Annotated in this window: 14 protein-coding genes; 2 read left to right on the top strand and 12 right to left on the bottom strand. The window is 62.6% G+C overall.

Going from position 1 to position 17,738, the window contains the following annotated elements:
- Window positions 1-241 precede the first annotated feature (241 nt).
- The 4 genes from HL671_RS02020 to HL671_RS02005 all read right to left on the bottom strand — a co-directional run bounded on the left by HL671_RS02020 (window position 242) and on the right by HL671_RS02005 (window position 5,612).
- Window positions 242-3,346 (bottom strand): DEAD/DEAH box helicase, encoded by a 3,105-nt coding sequence (locus HL671_RS02020; protein ID WP_172235460.1) that lies wholly within the window; start codon window positions 3,344-3,346, stop codon window positions 242-244.
- 654 nt (window positions 3,347-4,000) lie between these two features.
- Entirely contained in the window at window positions 4,001-4,162 is a 162-nt protein-coding gene (locus HL671_RS02015; protein WP_210263711.1) for a hypothetical protein, read from the bottom strand.
- A gap of 59 nt (window positions 4,163-4,221) precedes the next feature.
- Window positions 4,222-5,316 carry an acyltransferase family protein gene (locus HL671_RS02010; protein ID WP_172235437.1) on the bottom strand — a complete coding sequence of 365 codons (1,095 nt, stop codon included), beginning with the start codon at window positions 5,314-5,316 and terminating at the stop codon, window positions 4,222-4,224.
- Window positions 5,317-5,393: 77 nt separating this feature from the next.
- The gene (locus HL671_RS02005; protein ID WP_041750347.1) at window positions 5,394-5,612 is read right to left on the bottom strand and encodes a hypothetical protein; all 219 of its coding nucleotides are present in this window, start codon (window positions 5,610-5,612) and stop codon (window positions 5,394-5,396) included.
- A 192-nt stretch (window positions 5,613-5,804) separates the two neighbouring features.
- Between HL671_RS02005 and HL671_RS02000 the strand changes: the two genes are divergently transcribed.
- Window positions 5,805-6,419 carry a hypothetical protein gene (locus tag HL671_RS02000; protein ID WP_172235436.1) on the top strand — a complete coding sequence of 205 codons (615 nt, stop codon included), beginning with the start codon at window positions 5,805-5,807 and terminating at the stop codon, window positions 6,417-6,419.
- A 46-nt stretch (window positions 6,420-6,465) separates the two neighbouring features.
- On the opposite strand, the gene HL671_RS38885 is transcribed toward HL671_RS02000, so the two are convergent.
- From HL671_RS38885 to rfbC, 8 genes are all read right to left on the bottom strand, one after another.
- Window positions 6,466-7,926, bottom strand: coding sequence for an ATP-grasp domain-containing protein (locus HL671_RS38885; protein WP_172235435.1), 1,461 nt, complete (start codon window positions 7,924-7,926; stop codon window positions 6,466-6,468).
- A complete protein-coding gene (locus HL671_RS01990) occupies window positions 7,923-9,176 on the bottom strand; it encodes an NAD(P)-binding domain-containing protein (RefSeq protein ID WP_172235434.1) in 1,254 nt (417 codons plus the stop codon). Before HL671_RS01990 ends, HL671_RS38885 begins: the two co-directional genes overlap by 4 nt.
- 66 nt (window positions 9,177-9,242) lie before the next feature.
- Entirely contained in the window at window positions 9,243-10,478 is a 1,236-nt protein-coding gene (locus tag HL671_RS01985) for a glycosyltransferase (RefSeq protein WP_012041374.1), read from the bottom strand.
- Between the two features lie 54 nt (window positions 10,479-10,532).
- The gene (locus HL671_RS01980) at window positions 10,533-11,834 is read right to left on the bottom strand and encodes a glycosyltransferase family 4 protein (RefSeq protein WP_244424354.1); all 1,302 of its coding nucleotides are present in this window, start codon (window positions 11,832-11,834) and stop codon (window positions 10,533-10,535) included.
- A 74-nt stretch (window positions 11,835-11,908) separates the two neighbouring features.
- Window positions 11,909-12,799 carry a glucose-1-phosphate thymidylyltransferase RfbA gene (gene rfbA / locus HL671_RS01975; RefSeq protein WP_012041372.1) on the bottom strand — a complete coding sequence of 297 codons (891 nt, stop codon included), beginning with the start codon at window positions 12,797-12,799 and terminating at the stop codon, window positions 11,909-11,911.
- A gap of 8 nt (window positions 12,800-12,807) precedes the next feature.
- Complete coding sequence (gene rfbD, locus HL671_RS01970) at window positions 12,808-13,710, bottom strand: dTDP-4-dehydrorhamnose reductase (protein ID WP_172235433.1); 903 nt, start codon at window positions 13,708-13,710, stop codon at window positions 12,808-12,810.
- A 3-nt stretch (window positions 13,711-13,713) separates the two neighbouring features.
- Window positions 13,714-14,760, bottom strand: a complete 1,047-nt coding sequence (rfbB, locus tag HL671_RS01965; RefSeq protein WP_012041370.1) for a dTDP-glucose 4,6-dehydratase — start codon at window positions 14,758-14,760, stop codon at window positions 13,714-13,716.
- Entirely contained in the window at window positions 14,757-15,332 is a 576-nt protein-coding gene (gene rfbC / locus HL671_RS01960) for a dTDP-4-dehydrorhamnose 3,5-epimerase (protein ID WP_172235432.1), read from the bottom strand. The genes rfbB and rfbC overlap by 4 nt, the downstream gene beginning before the upstream one ends.
- 704 nt (window positions 15,333-16,036) lie before the next feature.
- Between rfbC and HL671_RS01955 the strand changes: the two genes are divergently transcribed.
- On the top strand, window positions 16,037-17,503 hold the full coding sequence (locus HL671_RS01955) for an undecaprenyl-phosphate glucose phosphotransferase (protein ID WP_244424352.1): 1,467 nt from the start codon (window positions 16,037-16,039) through the stop codon (window positions 17,501-17,503).
- Window positions 17,504-17,738 lie beyond the last annotated feature (235 nt).

Below are 17,738 nucleotides of genomic sequence, written 5' to 3'. Positions count from 1 at the left end.
TGGTTCTATATTGTTTCAGACGCGCCGCAGATGTGACGCGCGTCGCTCTGAATTGCGGCGATACGCGCCACATGCATCTGAGTATGCCGTGCCAGGGCAGGCTCGAGCGATCATCCCTGTGGCAACAACAAGGATGTTCAATCACCCCGGCCAAGGGGCACGCTTCATCGCCTTCATCTCTGCCCCGAAGAGGGCACACAGAACCGCTTCAAATTGAGCGGCCTGTAGCTCTTCATTCGTCTTATTCGTCCAGGAGATCCAAGAAGAGCTCTACTCTTCGTAAAGCAGGTTCATTACTGCGCCCGGGATAGACGACGCGATCGCCCTCGCGCTGCAGCAGCCGCGAGCACGACTTCCTGATCTTCCCTGCGAGCATCGTTGCAGCGATCGCATCCGGCCCGACATCGAGACGCATGATCCCTCGTTCCCGGCAATTCACCCTGAGCCTGGCAACCGCAAAGAAATTGCCGGCCTCGGACGGCAGCTTTCCAAATCGGCGCTGCGTTTCATCCTCGAGCTCCTCCAGCTCGTCATCACTGCGGCACCGGGCGGCCCGCGCATAGATCTCGAGCCTGACGGCCTCCGATTGCACATAGCTCGCGGGAAGCAGCTCAGGGATGGGCAAATTCAGTTCAGGGATCCAGAGCGCGGACATTCCGTCGCGATCTCCCTCCAGCGCAAGTGTAAGAAGGTGGCCGTAAAGAGTCGGCCCGAACACCTGCATGTGGCCCGATTGTCGATCGGAGCGCAGGTCGCCGCCGCCACGGAGGTCGAGGTCGCGAGCGCTGATGGCAAAGCCAGCTCCCGGACGGCTCAATTCCTCGAGAACCGAGAGCCGCTTTTCCGAGCGGTCAGAGCCGCCTTCCGTCAGGAAATGCGCAAACGCACGGATGCCGCCGCGTCCCACTCGTCCCCTGAGCTGATGCAACTGTGCCAAGCCGAATTTTTCCGGCCAGCATACGACGATCGTGTTCGCACGTGGAATGTCGAGACCGCTTTCCACGATGTTGGTGGCAAGTAGGACATCGGTGCGGCCCTCGACGAACCCCATCAATCTCTCGTCGATCTCGTCCGTCGGCAACTTGCCGTGAATGGTATTGATACGGAGTTCCGGCACCAGCGCGTGAACCTTGGCCAGGAGAGGATCGAGATCCTGGATCCGCGGACAAATGACAAAGCTCTGACCGTTGCGTCTGTGCTCGCGAACCAGGGCAGCGGCGATCGCGATGTCCGACAGCGGCGCCACCTTGGTGGCGACCGGAACACGATGCACCGGCGGGGTTGCGATCACGCTGAGATCCCGCAAACCCGTCAGGCCGGCCGCGAGGGTGCGGGGGATCGGCGTCGCACTCATCCAGAGCCTGTGGCCGTTTTTATTGAGATTCGACAGCATGGCTTTCTCGGCAGCGCCGAAATGCTGTTCCTCGTCAATGATGATCAGGCCAAGGTCAGCAAATTTCACCTCCTTGGATGCCAGCGAGAGGGTCCCGACCACGATCCTGAGTTCTCCGCTCTTGAGGCGCTCCCTCACGTCGCGCGCGTCCGCGGCCGAGGCCACCCGCGACAGGTTTCCAACATCGAAGCCGAGAGGCGCAAAGCGCTTGCGGAAGGTTTCGAAATGCTGTCGTGCGAGCACCGTCGTCGGCACGACGATAGCCACCTGCTTTCCGGCCAGCACAGCGGCTGCCGCCGCGCGCAACGCCACCTCGGTTTTACCGAAACCGACGTCGCCACAGACGATACGGTCCATCGGGTGCCCCGATGCAAGATCATCCAGGACGTCGCGAATAGCCTTCGCCTGATCGGGGGTGGTGAAATAGGGAAACCGCGCGACGAACTTCTCATAGGCCGCCGGGCGCGGCACAAGCTTCGGAGCTGGACGCCGCCGGCGCTGCCTCATCTGCTTGGCCAGCTCCTTGGCAACGACGTGAATCTCTGTCTCGGCCGCAGCTCGCCGCGGCCGCCACGAGCTGCCGTCGGCCTTGTCCAGGGAGGTGTTCCCGAGTTCAGCAGCATACGGCCAGATCAGGGCCAATTCCGCGAGAGGCACGAGAACGGCGTCGTTCCCGGCGAAGACCAGCCTGACCATCTCGCGCGCCGAAAGATCTCCGCTGCCCATGGATCGCAAGCCGCCAAGGCGTGCCAGTCCGCGTTGCAGATGAACGACCACCGATCCGAGCTCGGGGAGGTCACCCGCCTCGAAGCCAGGCGTCCAAGCCCAGTTCGTCGGTTGCGGTTGGTGGGCCCTGCTGCCGAGCACGTCGGCAGCAGTGATGACCACGAGCGGCTTCTTTCCAGGAACGATAAAGCCCGCATCGAAGCCGGCCAGCAACGCGGCCTGCCGCCTGCCCCTTGCGGTCGCGTGCGCCCAATCGGGCACGCATTCGGCTTTGGCAGCGCTCATCCGGGCCATGAGACGCAGATCCGATTCGACCGCAGCGACGAACACCACACGTGCGTCACCGCGTTGGGCTTCCTCGATGAACGCACGGAGGGCCTTCCGGGGCGAGGACGCCTTATAGAACTCCGGCGTCGCGCGAAACGGAACGGTCGGCGCCAAGAGGGTGATCTTCTTTGCCGCCTGATCCCATTCGCGTCGACTCAGATATGCACGGTCACGCTCGCCACGGGCGGCCGCATCCTCGATCGTGCTCAACCAAGTGTCGGCGTGCCTGGGCACCGCGCTGTCGGCGATCCACTTGGCGCGCGAACAGTAGTCGAACAGGCTGGATCGTTTTCGAGCTCTGTCCTTGAACGCCAGACGCTCGGACATCGGATCGATGAAGAGCTCGTTCGTCTCAGAAATCACCTCCTGATCCATCGGATTGATCGCTGCGATACGCCGGATTCGTCCTCCGGAGTGCTCTATTCTCAACGGCCCGAGCGCGCCGGCCGGGAAGATCTCAAAGGTGTTGCCGTGAAACAAGACTCCACCGGGATAATCCGGGCTGTCGTCCAGATCGTACCCAAGGGCCTTCAAGCGAGCCTCAAGGTCGGCTTCGGAATAGATCGCCCCAGTCCGAAGTTGGAATCCGATACGAGACAAGTTTGTGGGCAACGGCAGGAGCTCCATCATGGCTTCCGCCGTCGTGATCAGCAGGATCGGCTTCTTTGTGCCGGCCAGACGTCTCAGGACAGAACTCCGTCGGCCTGCAATATCACGTGATGGCTCAAGCTGATCGAACGGGAGCGTGTTCAAGCGCGGATAGACGAGCACATCACAGGCCGGCTCGATGACGGGGATGATAGAGCCCAAACGTTCGGCTCGACTCTCATTTTCCGCAAGGAACACAAGTCCGTCTCGGCCCGAAGCACGCCATTGCGCCGCGAGATACAGCGCCAGCATGCCGAGCGGAGATGAGGAGGAAATGCCGGCCCGAAGCGGAGCGCTCGCTTTTGTCGCAACGACTGTCTTCTTCCGCGGAGCGGCCTTCAATGGAGCGGCTTGCTTTGCTGATGCTTTCTTGCGCAGCGTTGAGCCGCGGGCGGTACGAAGAGCGGATGTCACTGAAGTCTCGTGCTGAATTGACGAATGCCAGGCAAGCCTGCGAATCTCCTTCGGAGCTTTAGCGGATTCGGCGGCTCGAGGGGATCCAAACTTCGGAGTATCCAACATTCGGCCCCCCTTGAGCGCGAAGGTGTCACTCACCGGCACTCGCGCAGCCCTCCGCGGAGCGAGCCAGACGCCACAGAAATCGCCGCGCCTCGATGCCTTCCTCACTCATGACCACGGTACTTGAAAGTGCGGTTCCTTTGTGATCGAGCTGCACAGAGTTCATGAGCCGGAGCCGAGAAAAGCACGCAGCAGGCGATTGAGTTGCGGCAAGATCGTCGCACGCGAGGATGAACGGCAAGGCCTCAAGAGCAATGGCGCCTCCAGAGGGTGTCCCGGCAAGACGAGAATAGGGATCGCTGCTGCGATCGGCATGGTGCGTCACGAGCTTCGAGCGCCCACCGCAGTCGCAACACGGTACACCCGGCCTATCCGATCACCCAGATGCTAGATCATGATGCGCTTCCACGGAAACGCATCATGATCTTTCCTCTTTGTTTGAGCATGATCTTTTCGGGAAACCGGTTTCCACTTTTCCGGATCATGCTCTAAAACGCGACGGCGAAGGTTCAGCTGCGAGACTGCCCCCTCATCGGTGAGGCTGAGCACCAAGTGATCTCCACCATCCAAGACAATGGAATATGGCCGCGCCATCACCGGCGCGTCTCTTATCGCGGCAGAGCGGCTTCCGAGCGGCGCGGGGCCAGCAGTCTGCGGCCGAAATCGAGCAGCCTGCGTTCGATCAGCACATGGGCCGCCGCACCGGCTGCGAGGCAGATGAGGACGACAAACGGCACCACCGGCAACAACGACATTTCGCTCAGGCGCGGCTGGTTCTTCACGATGCGCGCGAACACGACCATCACAAACGGGTGGGTGAGATAGATCGCGTAGGAGCAGTCGCCGAGCCATGCCATCGCACGCTCAAGCCTTGAGCCGACCGCCTTGAGACTCAGCGAGGACGCGACAATGAGCAGCGCCGGAAGTCCCCAGGCGACGACCCGCGCGGCCGGGGGCAGTCCATTCGTCGTCTCATGCGGGACGAACAGCGAAGCCAGGACGATGGCGGACAGTCCGGCGGCGATCCCGATCCACGCGGGCATCACGTGCAGGCGACGAAATGCGGTTGCGAGCAGCATGCCCATGCAGAACTCGATGACGATGGGATTGGACAGGAAGTCCTCCCGGTCGCCGAGCAGCAGGCTTGCCGCCAGCAAGGCCGCGATCGCGGTCGTGATGCCGAACACCGCGACGTGGCGCGACCACTGCAGAAACAAGGCAGCCGCAAACAGCATGTAGAAATACATTTCGTAGACCAGGGTCCACGAGACGGTCAGGACCGGCTGGTCCGTCGGCAACAGGAGCACCGCGCGCAGCCAGATGCCGGGCGTGGGATCCAGCTTGCGATAGAATCCGAGCCCCCAAAGGATCAGGATCAGCAGCAGACATGTCCAGTAGAACGGATAGATCCTGACAAATCGCTTGGCGAGAAACGTCCCGGCGCCGATGGAGGGACGCTCGGAGGCGAAACTCGCATAAACCATGACGAAGCCGCTGATCACGAAGAAGATGTCGACACCGGACGCGCCGAACGTCGTCAGCCAATCCGGGCTGGTCGGCGCGGCCTTGGACGCAAGCGACTCCTCGAGCGTGTGATGCAGCACGACCATCGACGCAGCCAGGCCGCGCAGCATCTGGATGCCGATCAGATCCGGCCTCTTCTCGGCTCCGGCAGGCTCGCGGACAACACCGGTCTCGATCATGTCAGCGCCCAGGATTGACTTATGAGATTGACGTTTGAGAATTCGGACCAGCCTCAAGGTACTGAAAGATCGAGGACTCATTCGGCGGCAATGAGGCGGGCTGCTTCCACGCGCTCCTCGGGCATGTCGGGCACGATCGACGGCGCCTCCACCTCGCGCAGCGCCAATTGCTGCAACAGCTCCAACAGCCGCGGCGGAACGCTGGTCGAGCTCCGATCCAGGTAATACCGCAATCGCTCGCCAACCTCATTGCAGATCGCCCTGCAATGCTGGCTGCTCAGCTTTGCCTCGCTCATCCCGATCACCCTCCGTCAAAGAGAATGAGAGTTCCCTCTGAGGACCTCGTTAATGAAAGCGATCCGCCGCGGCTTATGGTCAACCTGACGTTAACGGGTGATCCGGGATCAACCGGACTCGACCCGTAAAACGGACGTTAACCAAGAGCGGCTAATTTTACCTCACACGACGAGGTACTCACGGGGGCCGACGTGGATATCGTACTTTACGGAATGCTCACGCTGTTGGGGGCCTCGTTCTATTTCGCCTGGTCCTGCGGACGGTCCTACCAGGCGCGCGGACGGATCATAGGAATCGAGGAAGCGGTCCGCGAGCTTCAGGTCGGCATGGCGTCCCATCTGGCCAGCACCCCAGGCGCCGACATCCAAAACGCGCTGAAGAACCTCTCCAGGATGCTCGCACAGAGCTCCGAGCCGCGCCGGCGCGAGACCGACCCCATCCCGTCCCTGCTCTGGGTTCTCGGTGCGGCTCTGGGCGAGGAATGCTGGCGGATCGGGCATGGCGCCGGCGTCCGGCGCAAGGCGCCCGCCGAAGGTCAGATCAGACTCGACCTTTCGCCGACCGAGCTGCTGCAACTCGGCGGCCTTGCCAATCTCGGCTTCCAACACATGATGCCCAATGCGCGGATCATCGCGACGCACCGGTTCGTGGATGTCGATGACGCAAGAGATGCGTCGCGATCACTGAGCAAGGTCGAGGCCGCGATTCCAAGCAAATACCGTCCCGACCTGCTGCATCAGGCTGAAAGCCGCGAGGAGCTGATCAAGGGCTGGTGGCGGCCGGCGGTGCGGCCCAAATCAGCCTGACAGGGCTCAGGCCCGCCGGGGCGAAGCCGGGAGGCCATATCCGCGCTCAGCGATCGCGGCCGGATGACCCCGATGCGTTGCACACGAATTCGCCCGTGAGATGCGAAGCGCTCGTGTAATGCCCGCGCTGCGCCTCGGGGCTGGGACGATCGACCGGACCCTGGCTGATATGGCGGCGGATCAAGCGGGCATCCGCCGGATGTCGCGCGACGAGGTCGCGTTCGTGCGCGGCGACGAGCGCGGGCTCGGCGGACGGCACGTCGTGTCGAACGGCAGAGGAGCTTAGATAGAAGCTCTTCGGATCGCGATCGAGCTCCTTCGGAAACAACGCGATCAGCTGCTCATCAGCCGACTCGGCCGAGAGCGTATGCTGGCGACCGCTGACCTCCGACATCAGGGCGCCGGCGAGATCTTGACCGAACAATTGTCCCAGATGACAGCTGCCGACACAGCGCGGGTTCATCTCGATCAGCGTGGCCGTTTCATCCTCGGTGTTGAGCATGAAATCGAAGCTGACGAAGCCGGAGCAGCCGAGCGCCTCGGTCAGCGCAGCCGCGGTCTCGGCCATTTCCTGGTTCTCGACATGACGAATGACGGTGCTGGCGCCGGTCGGCTCCGGATGGATCTGCTCGGCGACGAAGCTGACGCCAGCCAGCACGCGCCCTTGCCAGGTGCTGACGGTGCGAAAGGCAGGCCGTCCCACCGCATGGGTCTGGGCGATCATGTCCGCCGAGGCCCACAGATCGAATCCGGCTGCGCGCTGTAGCGCATGTTTCGCTGTCGATGCGAGACGGCGTATCCCGGAGCCGCCGCGCCGCTGTGCGGCGACGCGCTGGGCGAATTGGGAGCGGTCCTGCACGACTTCGACCCCGAAGCCTCCGCAGGTGTGCTCCGTCTTCAGGAACAGCGGAAACGACCAGTCATCATCAGACGGATCTTCGTCCGCAAATGCTCCGGTCACGGCCGCGTGGTGCGGCTTGCGCAGACCGAGGCGCGCAGCGAGCTCCATGAGCAGATGGCGGCTGGTCGCCGTCCGATAGCCGTGCGGGGCACCGAGCGACCGAACCAGGATCTCGCGTGCGCCGGCCGAAAGCTGACGAGTTGCGACAAGGCTGCGGAGCAGCCAAGCTGCGATGTCGTCCAGCGGCACGATCAGCTCGGGCGACCAGTCTCTCACGACCTGTTCGAGCCGGCGGCGAACGAACAAAGAGGTCAGCCAGACGCTGCTGAAAGAGGGAAGCGGGATGTGGCGCGTCAATCCGCTCACCGACGCGGCATAGAAGTCGGGCGGGCTGATAAGAGCACACAGCGCCCCATGTTGCGCCATGTCGACGACGACCCGTTCGCAGCCGACATTGTTGACGATGGCGACGAACAAGACGCGCGGCTTGCCTGGGGGACAGCGCTCGTCCTCAATCGGCCCGCTCGCCTCCATCGCGTCCGCCGCGAGATCCACGCGGTCCGGCGAGACCGGATCGACGACCGCGGGGCGGCCGGGCCGGATCACGGACGCGACCTCTCGGAGCTCAGCGCCGTGAACCGTTCATCCTGCCGGTTGCCTTTGCGAACCGAGACTCCGGCCAGATGGCGCGACAGCCGCCTGGCGGTGTAGTCGGCACCATAGGCGAAGCGCATCAACGGTCCGAAGCTGTTGGCGGCGGCGGGACCGACGAAATAGAGGTTCGGGACGCTCGACTCGAAATGCCGCGACAGCGCCGGCGCGGTGTCCGACCTGCGCAGCGACGAGCGGATCCCGTCGCCAAGAAACGTCAGGCGGTCGAGATCGACGCGATAGCCTGTCGCACTGATCACGTGATCGGCCTCCAACGTCCTTGTAACACCATCGGAGTGGCTGATCTGCAGGCGCACGCCCCGTCCGCCGGCTTCGACCTTTGCGACCTTTGCGTCGGCGACAACCGGCACATGTCCCTCGACCTGGTCCCGCACAAACCAGGCCGGCGCCGGACCGAGATAGCGTCGGACGACGTCGACGCGGAAGTCCTCTGGCATGGCGTGGAACACCAGCGGCGCGTGAACGCACAGCACCGACTTCCAGCCCGGGCCCAGTCCGGTCATCGGCGCCTTGATCCGGTCGAGCAGAGAGCGCTGACCCAAGGCTGATTGAAAGCGGATGCTCGGCCGCCGGGTGACGATGAACGGGTTGGCTCCGCGCGCGCGAAGCAAGGCCGCAATGTCGGTTGCCGAAGCGCCCCCGCCGACCACCGCGACGTCTCGCCCGGCGAGATGCTCAGCGTCGCCGTAGCACGAGGCATGTGTCACGAGGTCATTCGACAACCCATCGAGCTCGGGCGGCGTGTAGCTGAAGGCCTTGATGCCCGTTGCGACGACGACCGTCCGCGCCCGGACCCCTTCCCCATCGTCCAGCCGCAGCGCAAAGCCATTCGGGACCCTTTCGATCGACGAGACCATCCGGGGTTCGAGATGCGGGATGAACTTCTGCTGGAAGGCCCGGCCATAGGCCGAGAAGATCTCCACCTTCACCGGAGTTCCGGTATGCGAATAAGGCAGGCCGTTCAGTTGGCAATAGCGCTCGAGCGTCAGCTCACCGGTGGGATCGGACAGATTGGACGCGAACCCTTCCGATTTGAGCTTCATGCCGACCGGCATCGCCTCGTGCCACGTCTGCATCGGCAGACCGAAGACGCGGACCTCGCGTCCTTGCGCAAGAAGATGGCTCGCGACCGACAGCCCGTAGGGGCCTGCGCCGATGACCGCAATCTCGACCTGGGTACTCATGATGCAACTCACTCCGGGAACTGGTTGGGCGCCGCCTCGGTGATGGCTCGCGACGGGAACGATAGGTCATGACGACAAGGCTTGGACCGGGCGAGACGGCGCGAACGTCAACTCGGCCTCGGAACTTGCCGGTTCGGAAAAGAAGGCATGGATCGTGCCGAGCAGCGCCGACAAATCGCCGCTCGCCTTCAGCAGGGCGTCGTAACGCCGTGCTGCCTCCCTTGCTGCCGCGAGGCGTTCCGGTTGATTCAAGATCATGTGCGCGGTGCGTTCGTCGATCTCGAAAACGGCGCCTTCATGGCCGGCCGGAAGCCCTTCCAGACAATGCGTGGATGCCAGGACCGGCATCCCCGCCGCCAGCGCGCTCACGACCTTGATCTTCAGCCCGGTGCCATCAACCGGCGCCAGCGCCGCCTTGCTGCGCGCATAGATATCCTCGACACGGTCGACGAAACCCAGCAGCTCGACATTCGGAAATTCAGCGGCGGCGGCGATCACGGCCGGCTGATCGCAGACCTTGCCGCACACCGCGATCCGATAATTGGCCAGCCATGATCCGTGCTCCTTGAGCAGCGTGGTCAGGCCGCGCACATTCATCTCGTATTCTGAGCCGACGAAAATGAGATCGAAATCATAGTGCTGCTGCGCCAGATCCGCCGTGGAATTCGGCCGCTCCCAAGAGGGAACGTAGGAGATCGTGGGCGACGACAGCATCATCTTGAAAAACGCTGTCTCGGCCGAGGAGATCGCGAGCACGCCGCGCACGGCTTCCAGTGCCCCGACCTCGCCGCGCAGCTTGCGCAGCGGCATCAGCGAGACCGGACTCCGGTGATGCAGCTTCGACCATTTCAGGAAGTTGACGTCGTGCGTCTCGACAATACAGCGCGACGTCTCGACGCCGTTGAGCTGGGCGAGACCTTCGGCATAGCTCACGATGAAGAGATTGGAGCGCGATCTGAGCGCATCGAATTTCGGCGTCGTGCCGTTGGCCGACAGCCGCAGGATCTGGGCTGCGAGCCAGGGAAACAGCGAGACGAGGAGGTTTTTCGCCCGCGTCACATAACGCAACAGCTTGGTGTGGCGCTCGATCACCAACTCGACGCCCGGCCACCGCTGGCGGAACGCCGCTTCCGCCGCGGGCGTCCAAGGACATTCCGGATGATTGTCGTAGGAGTAGAGCGTGATGTTGCTGAATTCCTGCGCAAGGCGGTCCAGCATCGAGGTGATACGAACATGCGAGCCATTGGCCGGCGGCAGGAAGCTGCCATAGTAGAAGACGACTAGCCGATTTTCAGTCTGCATTGCCTCTCTCTTTACGCAGGAGTACCCCCGGGGTCGCTTCGTAGTCAGGGCCGATCAGCCCGGACCTCCCTTGTCTGATCGCCAGCTTGCGATGGATTGCTGGATCGCCCTGCGCCAGGCGGACACCGCCGCCTCGCTCGAAAAGCGACCGATATTGGCTTTCATGGCGGCCAGGCGCGCCGCCCGCTCCTGATCATCCATGGTGACGAGCGTTCTCATGCCGGCGGCGATCTGACCGACATCGAGCGGATCGACCAGCACGGCGGAATCGCCGGTCACCTCGTGCAAGGCGCCTCCTGCGCCAACCAGCGGCACCAGTGCACGATTGATGGCCTCGGCGGCCGGCAAACCGAAGCCTTCCAAGATGCTCGGCAGCACGAACCCGCGGGCGTGCCGATACAGCCAACGAAGCTGGCGGTCATTGACATAGCCGCAGAGGTGAACGCCCTTGGTGTCGCGGGCGGCGGCTTCGACGGCCTCTGCGCCCGGTTCCGGGCCGCCACAGATGACATAGGCGCAGCCCTCGTCGGCCAGTCCTGACATGGCGTAGGCCGCGATCGCGCGCGCGTGGTTTTTGCGCGCGCCGATGCTTCCGACGGTCAGCAGGAACCGAGAGGGCAGATTTGGAATCTCCTCCTCTTCGGCATCGTCGAGGTCTGATCTGATCGGCGGATGAGCAACGGCAAGCAACGGGAAGTCGTCGCCATAGAGCCGAATGAAATCGTTCTTCGAGGCTTCGCTGACAAAGATGATCAGCGGACGAGCCGCCTTGATGCGCTCGAAGGCTGCCGAATAGATCTCACGCACACCGGGCGCGTAGAGCTCGGGATGGGTGATGGGCCCCATATCGTGGCACAGCACGACGTCGTAGCGTCGGAGACGATACAGCACGCATTCACGCGGATCAGTGAAGAACACCGGCCGCCGTCCACGCATCGCCGGAAACACGCGATAAGTCCAGGGATGCTGTGTCCGAAACGAGACCTCGATGCGGGCCAGACGTCCCAGGATGCGCGACATGGTCCGCGGCGGTACCTTGGCCGAAGGCAAACGCCAGAACAACTGGCGGGAGATCAAATCGGCGCACGCCTCGATCATGTCGCGACAAAGGAAGTACTTCCCCGTGCGATTGTTCAAGGCGAGCGTAAACTCGCAATCAATCTGCAAATCCCGCTGCATCAAACTCGGATTCCTTACAGACCCGGCAATTTGCCGCGCAAAGCGGCCAATAGGTTCTAACGAATTTTCGGCGAAACCATATCCGCGGCCCGGGCCCTTAACACAGGTTAAAGCACCCCAGGCCGCACGCTCATCACGCGCTGCAAGATGTAGCAGCCCGGCGTGCCGGTCCAGCACCACTATTGTTCCGCATGGTAAATTCTGCAGCGTTAAGCCGCTACGGAACCCGCTGGAGGCTATGATGAAATCCCTTACCGCCGCTCGGCCTGGTCAGATCTGGCGATGGACAGCAGATAGCGGCCGTAATCGCACTTGCCCAGCGCCTCGCCGAGACGCTCCAGCTGCTGACGATCGATGAAGCCGCAATTGAACGCGATCTCCTCGGGGCAGGCGATCCGGAGCCCCTGGCGGCGCTCGAGCGACGCCACGAAATCGGATGCGGCCAGCAGGCTGTCCGGCGTCCCGGTGTCAAGCCAGGCGAAGCCGCGCCCCATCAATTCGACATCGAGCAGGCCGCGCTCCAGATAGACGCGATTGAGATCGGTAATCTCCAGCTCGCCGCGCGCCGAAGGCCGCAGCCCGGACGCGATCTTCGCGGCCTCGCTATCATAGAAGTACAAGCCGGTGACCGCGAAATTTGATTTGGGAACGGCCGGCTTTTCCTCGATCGAGCTCGCGCGCCCGGACTCGTCGAAGCCGACGACGCCGTAGCGCTGCGGGTCCGCGACGCGATAGGCAAAGACCGTCGCACCCTGCGTTCGCGAAGCGGCGCGCGACAGCATCTCGGGAAGTCCGTGGCCATAGAAGATGTTGTCACCGAGAATGAGCGCCGACGAAACGCCATCCACGAAGTCGGCGCCGATAATATAGGCTTCCGCGAGCCCGGCCGGGCGCTGCTGGACCGCGTAGGACAGTTCCAGGCCCAAGCGCTCGCCGCTGCCGAGCAGCGCTTCGAACCGCGGCAGATCCTCCGGCGTCGATATGATGAGGATCTGGCGAATGCCGGCGAGCATCAGCGTCGTCAGCGGATAATAGATCATCGGCTTGTCGTAGATCGGCAGCAACTGCTTGGAGATCGCCAGCGTCATCGGATACAGGCGCGTTCCGCTGCCGCCCGCCAGAATGATTCCCTTCACGTTCATCTCCTTCGTCAGCTTCCGGTGGCGATCAGGCGCGAGACGCACTCCGAAAGTGATGCCTCAAGCGACGGCATGGAAACTCCAAAGACCGCCGTCAGGCGATCGCATGATAAGCGCGAATTGGCGGGCCGGCGCGCCGGCGTGGGATAATCGCGCGTCGGGATCGGCTCGATACGCGCCGTCCGCGCACCGTGCGCGGCCGCGACCCGCATGATGCTGCAGGCGAAATCGTACCACGTGACGACGTCGGGACCGGCAATATGCGTGACGCCGCCAAACTCGTTCGTCCAGCCGGCGCGGTCGATCCTGCGCGCGATCGCAAGAATGGCTCGCGCGATGTCGAGTGCCGAGGTCGGGCAGCCGACCTGATCGTTCACGACCCGCAACGTGTCGCGGCTGCTTGCAAGCCGGAGCATCGTCCGAACGAAGTTCTGGCCGAATGGCGAATACACCCAGGCGGTTCTCAGGATGACATGCCGGCGGTTCGCGGCGGCGACCGCAAGCTCGCCTGCAAGCTTCGAGGCACCATAGACGTTGATCGGAGCAGGCGCGTCATCCTCCACATAGGGAGCCGGCTTCGCGCCGTCGAAAACATAGTCGGTCGACAGATGGATGGTCGGGATCTCCAGGCGCGCGCTTGCTTCCGCGACCGCTCTCGCACCATCCCGGTTGACATGATAGGCGGCCGCCGCGTCCTCTTCCGCGCGATCGACCGCCGTATAGGCGGCGGGGTTGATCACGATGTCAGGCTGGAAGCCGCGCAAGGCCTGCAGGACAGCATCGGTATCCGCGATATCGAACGCGTCGCGCCCGCCAAAGCCCAGGACCAGGTCAGGCTGCGCCTCGGATGCTTCCTGGAGCGCCCTGGCGACCTGCCCGTGCCGTCCGAGGACATATAGCCGCGTCGACTTCAAGACCTACCTCGATACGCCAATCCGCTCGCCGCGATAAACATCGCGAAGCGGCATCCACCAATCCGAACGGTCGAGATACCAGCGCACGGTCTTCTCGATCCCGGTCTCGAACGTCTCCTGCGCCTTCCAACCGAGCTCGCCTTCCAGCTTGCTGCAGTCGAGCGCATAGCGACGATCATGGCCGGGCCGATCCGCCACGAAGGTCAGCAGGCGTTCGTGGGGACCTCCGGCGGGACGCAGCCGGTCGAGACACTGACAGATCTGCCTGACCACATCGATGTTGCGGCGTTCCGTCCGTCCTCCGATATTGTAGGTCGCTCCCGGGACACCGCGTTCGAGCAGCGCGACCAGCGCGCGCGCGTGATCATCGACGAACAGCCAGTCACGAATGTTGCCACCATCGCCATAGACCGGCAGCGGCTGCGCATGCAGCGCGTTCAGGATCATCAGCGGGATGAGCTTTTCCGGAAACTGATACGGTCCATAATTGTTGGAGCAGTTCGAGACGATGACCGGCAGTCCGTAGGTCCGGTGCCAGGCCCGCGCCAGATGATCCGATCCGGCCTTGCTGGCCGAGTAGGGCGAGCTTGGATCGTAAGCGGTGGTTTCCGTGAACAGCCCCTCCTCGCCAAGCGAACCGAAGACTTCGTCGGTCGAGACATGGATGAAGCGAAACTGGTCTGCCTTCGCGCGCCCCGCTCCGTTGAGATATCGGCGCGCCACCTCTAGCAGCGTAAAGGTGCCAACCAGGTTGGTCTGAATGAAATGATCAGGACCATCGATCGAACGATCGACATGGGTTTCCGCGGCGAGATGGATGATGGCATCCGGAGCGAAGCTCGCAAACGCCTGCTCCACCTTCTGCCGTTCGCAGATGTCGACCTGCTCGAACGAAAAGCTCGGACTCGACATCACCGGCGCCAACGACGCGGTGTTCCCCGCATAGGTCAGCTTGTCGAGCACGAGGACCGCATGTCCGAGATCGGCTACGAGATGACGGCAGACCGCCGAGCCGATGAAACCGGCCCCGCCTGTAACGATGATCTTCATGAGGATGTCTTCTCAGAAAACTGAAAAACCGGGGCGAGGCCGGAAAGCCGAGGATGCACGCGATCCTTGTCGGACAGGATCACCTCGTCGCTGCCCAGGCGCCAATCGATGCCGAGATCAGGATCGTCCCACGCAAGACCAAGCTCGGAGGACGGAGCCCAATAGTCGGTGACTTTGTAGAGAACCTCGCAAGGCGCCTCCAGCACCGCATAGCCGTGCGCAAAGCCTTCGGGGACCCATAATTGCGTCCAATTGGCGGAGGACAGTTCGACGGCAACATGACGCCCGAAGGTCGGAGATCCCGTTCTGATATCGACCGCCACGTCCAAGATGGCACCGCGGATACAACGTACGAGCTTGCCCTGCGCGCGCGGCGGACGCTGGAAATGCAGCCCACGCAGCACGCCGCGTTGGGCCGAGAAAACGTGGTTCTCCTGAACGAAATCGACCGGCAGACCTGCTGCGGAAGCGATCTCCCGTCGATACACCTCGGAAAAGAAGCCACGCGCATCGCCGTGCTTCACAGGGGTGAGAGACAGAATGCCCAATATCGGATAGCGCTCAATATGCATTCCAGTCTCGCAACGAGATGATAAATGGCCTTGCGGTCGCTGAGGACCGTGGCCGACTTATACCAAGAGCCGTAGATCAGGCCAGCCCTCGCCCGTAGGGCCGACCATCATCGCGCGGTCCACCAGTCCGCGGGCGCGCTGTCCGCCGCGTCCATCGGTGCGGATCTGTGCTTCGATCTCGCAATCACCGTGCCTGTGATAAAAATACCACAAACCTCGAGCGTCTGCAGGAGCGCGGAGCTTGAACGTCACTGAATTTCGGAAGCGAAGCCGCCGCTTTCGAGAAGCAAGCGCGGATCGCCGCGGCGGCAATTCCCCATCGCCCCTCCTACGAGGACGAATTGCCAGCGAAGATCATCAGTTGACGCGCCCCCTCGCGGTCATCGGCCCAGCTGCGTGCAGAGAACGACGGATCAGTTCGACGTCACCCGCAGCCTCCTTCGACAGGGGCGAGCGGCCACGATGCAATCAGCAGAGCTGAATAATGTCGGTCAATGGCGCTGCAAGAGCACGTCGCCAACTGTGTCGAATGGGGAACAAAGGTCCTGAGATCGCCATTACGCCATTCCAAATACCGGTCTCCGCCACACATGAGGTTGCATTGCAATCCCCTCAAGATTAGTCTGCCCGCATTGGTGGAAAATTACTTCTGAAAGTTGAGATCAGACTGACTACTCACCTTTTGAATGCGGAATGGTTCTTTGATGTCGATGCGGTCAGAGGTTCGCGATCCGGAGCAAGAGGTTGCGACCTCAGCGGTTGCGAGAGCCCAAGCTCCGCTTCCAAGCCAGGCGATCACCTACGTCCTCGCCACCGCAGACGCGGCGATCATTCTGATCGCGAGTTTGTCCGCGTGCTTCGCCTATCATTGGCTGACTGACACCCCCATCCCCGACCTATCCGCGTATTTTGCGCTGGGCCTCGCCGCGAGCTTTCTCCACATCGTGCGACTGAGCGGCCTCGCCTACTACGATCTGGAAAGCGCAGCGAAGCCCGCGGTCGAGTTCCTCGAGATCATGTTCTCCTGGCTCACGACAGCGCTGATGCTGGCGTTCTTTGCGTTCCTGTTCAAGATCGGCACCGCGTTCTCCAGAGGCGCATTCCTGTTGTTTCTCGCCGCGGCGCCAGCGGGGCTGCTCGCTGGCAGGAAATTGGCAAAGTACCTGCTCGAAGATGCAGTTGTCCGTGGCGTGATCGGCCGACGCGACCTGATTCTTCTCGGCGCCCCACAGGAGTTGGACGCGCTCGAGCCGAGAGATCTGCTGGTTCTGTTTGGCGCCGCCGAAGTTCATCGAATCGCGCTGAGTGCGGCGTCGGACCCGGCGAATCAGAAGGCCGGCGATCTCAAAGCCGTGGCGACCGCCGCGAAATTCATGCAGGAACACGACGTGACGGAAGTCCTGCTCGTGATCCCCTGGAACTCGCCGGAGCGGCTGGAGTACCTGCGCCAGCAGATGAAGGCGTTCCCGGTGTCAGTTCGGCTGCTGCCGGACAAACAGATTCGCGCCTTGAGCGATTACGCGCCGTCTGCCCAGCAGCGCGTCGTCTCGCTGGAGATCCAGCGCGCGCCGCTGAGCGCCGTGGAGCGTGGCGTGAAGCGCATGATGGACATCGTCATCGGGCTCACCGCGCTGATCCTGTTGAGTCCGATCATCGCGTTGACCGCGATCTTGATCAAGCTCGACGGAAAGGGGCCGGTGTTCTTTCTGCAGAACAGAAAGGGCTTCAATGGCCGGCAATTCGTGATGTTCAAGTTCCGGACGATGACCGTGCTGGAGAACGGCGACACTGTAACCCAGGCGACGCGGAACGATCCGCGGGTCACGCGCATCGGAGCCTATCTCCGCAGCGCCAGCATCGATGAGCTGCCACAGCTGGTCAACGTGTTGCGCGGCGACATGTCCCTGGTCGGGCCGCGTCCTCACGCCATCGCCCATGACAATCAGTTCGAGCGCCTGCTGCAGGATTATGCGTTCAGGCATCACGTCAAGCCAGGGATGACCGGCTGGGCGCAAGTGAATGGTCTTCGCGGCGCGACCCCCTCGCTTGATCTGATTTCCCGGCGCGTCGAGATGGACCTCTGGTACATCAACAATTGGAGCCTCTGGCTCGATGTTCAGATCATCATGAAGACCTTCTTCGAAGTGGTGCGAAAGAGGAACGCGTTCTGATCGCGTTCGCATCTGCGAAGGACGATGCCGACCGGTAACTTCGTCCCCCGGCGCGCATCTGACCACCAAGGCTCTCTACGTGGTCACAGGGTTCCTGCCCAAGATTAGAGCTGCGCTCGCCGCATACCTCCTATACCGGGAGGCGATCTGGGCTCCCGGCACCGCCCGTTAATTGTGTTGAACCGCATAAAGTCATCGGTTTACACTCAATTTTGCACAGTTGCGCCGTCCTTGG

The organism is Bradyrhizobium denitrificans (assembly GCF_013179005.1).
Classification (GTDB): domain Bacteria; phylum Pseudomonadota; class Alphaproteobacteria; order Rhizobiales; family Xanthobacteraceae; genus Bradyrhizobium; species Bradyrhizobium denitrificans.
Note: the sequence above shows the minus strand (reverse complement) of the source record. Positions and strands in the feature narration are given on the sequence as shown.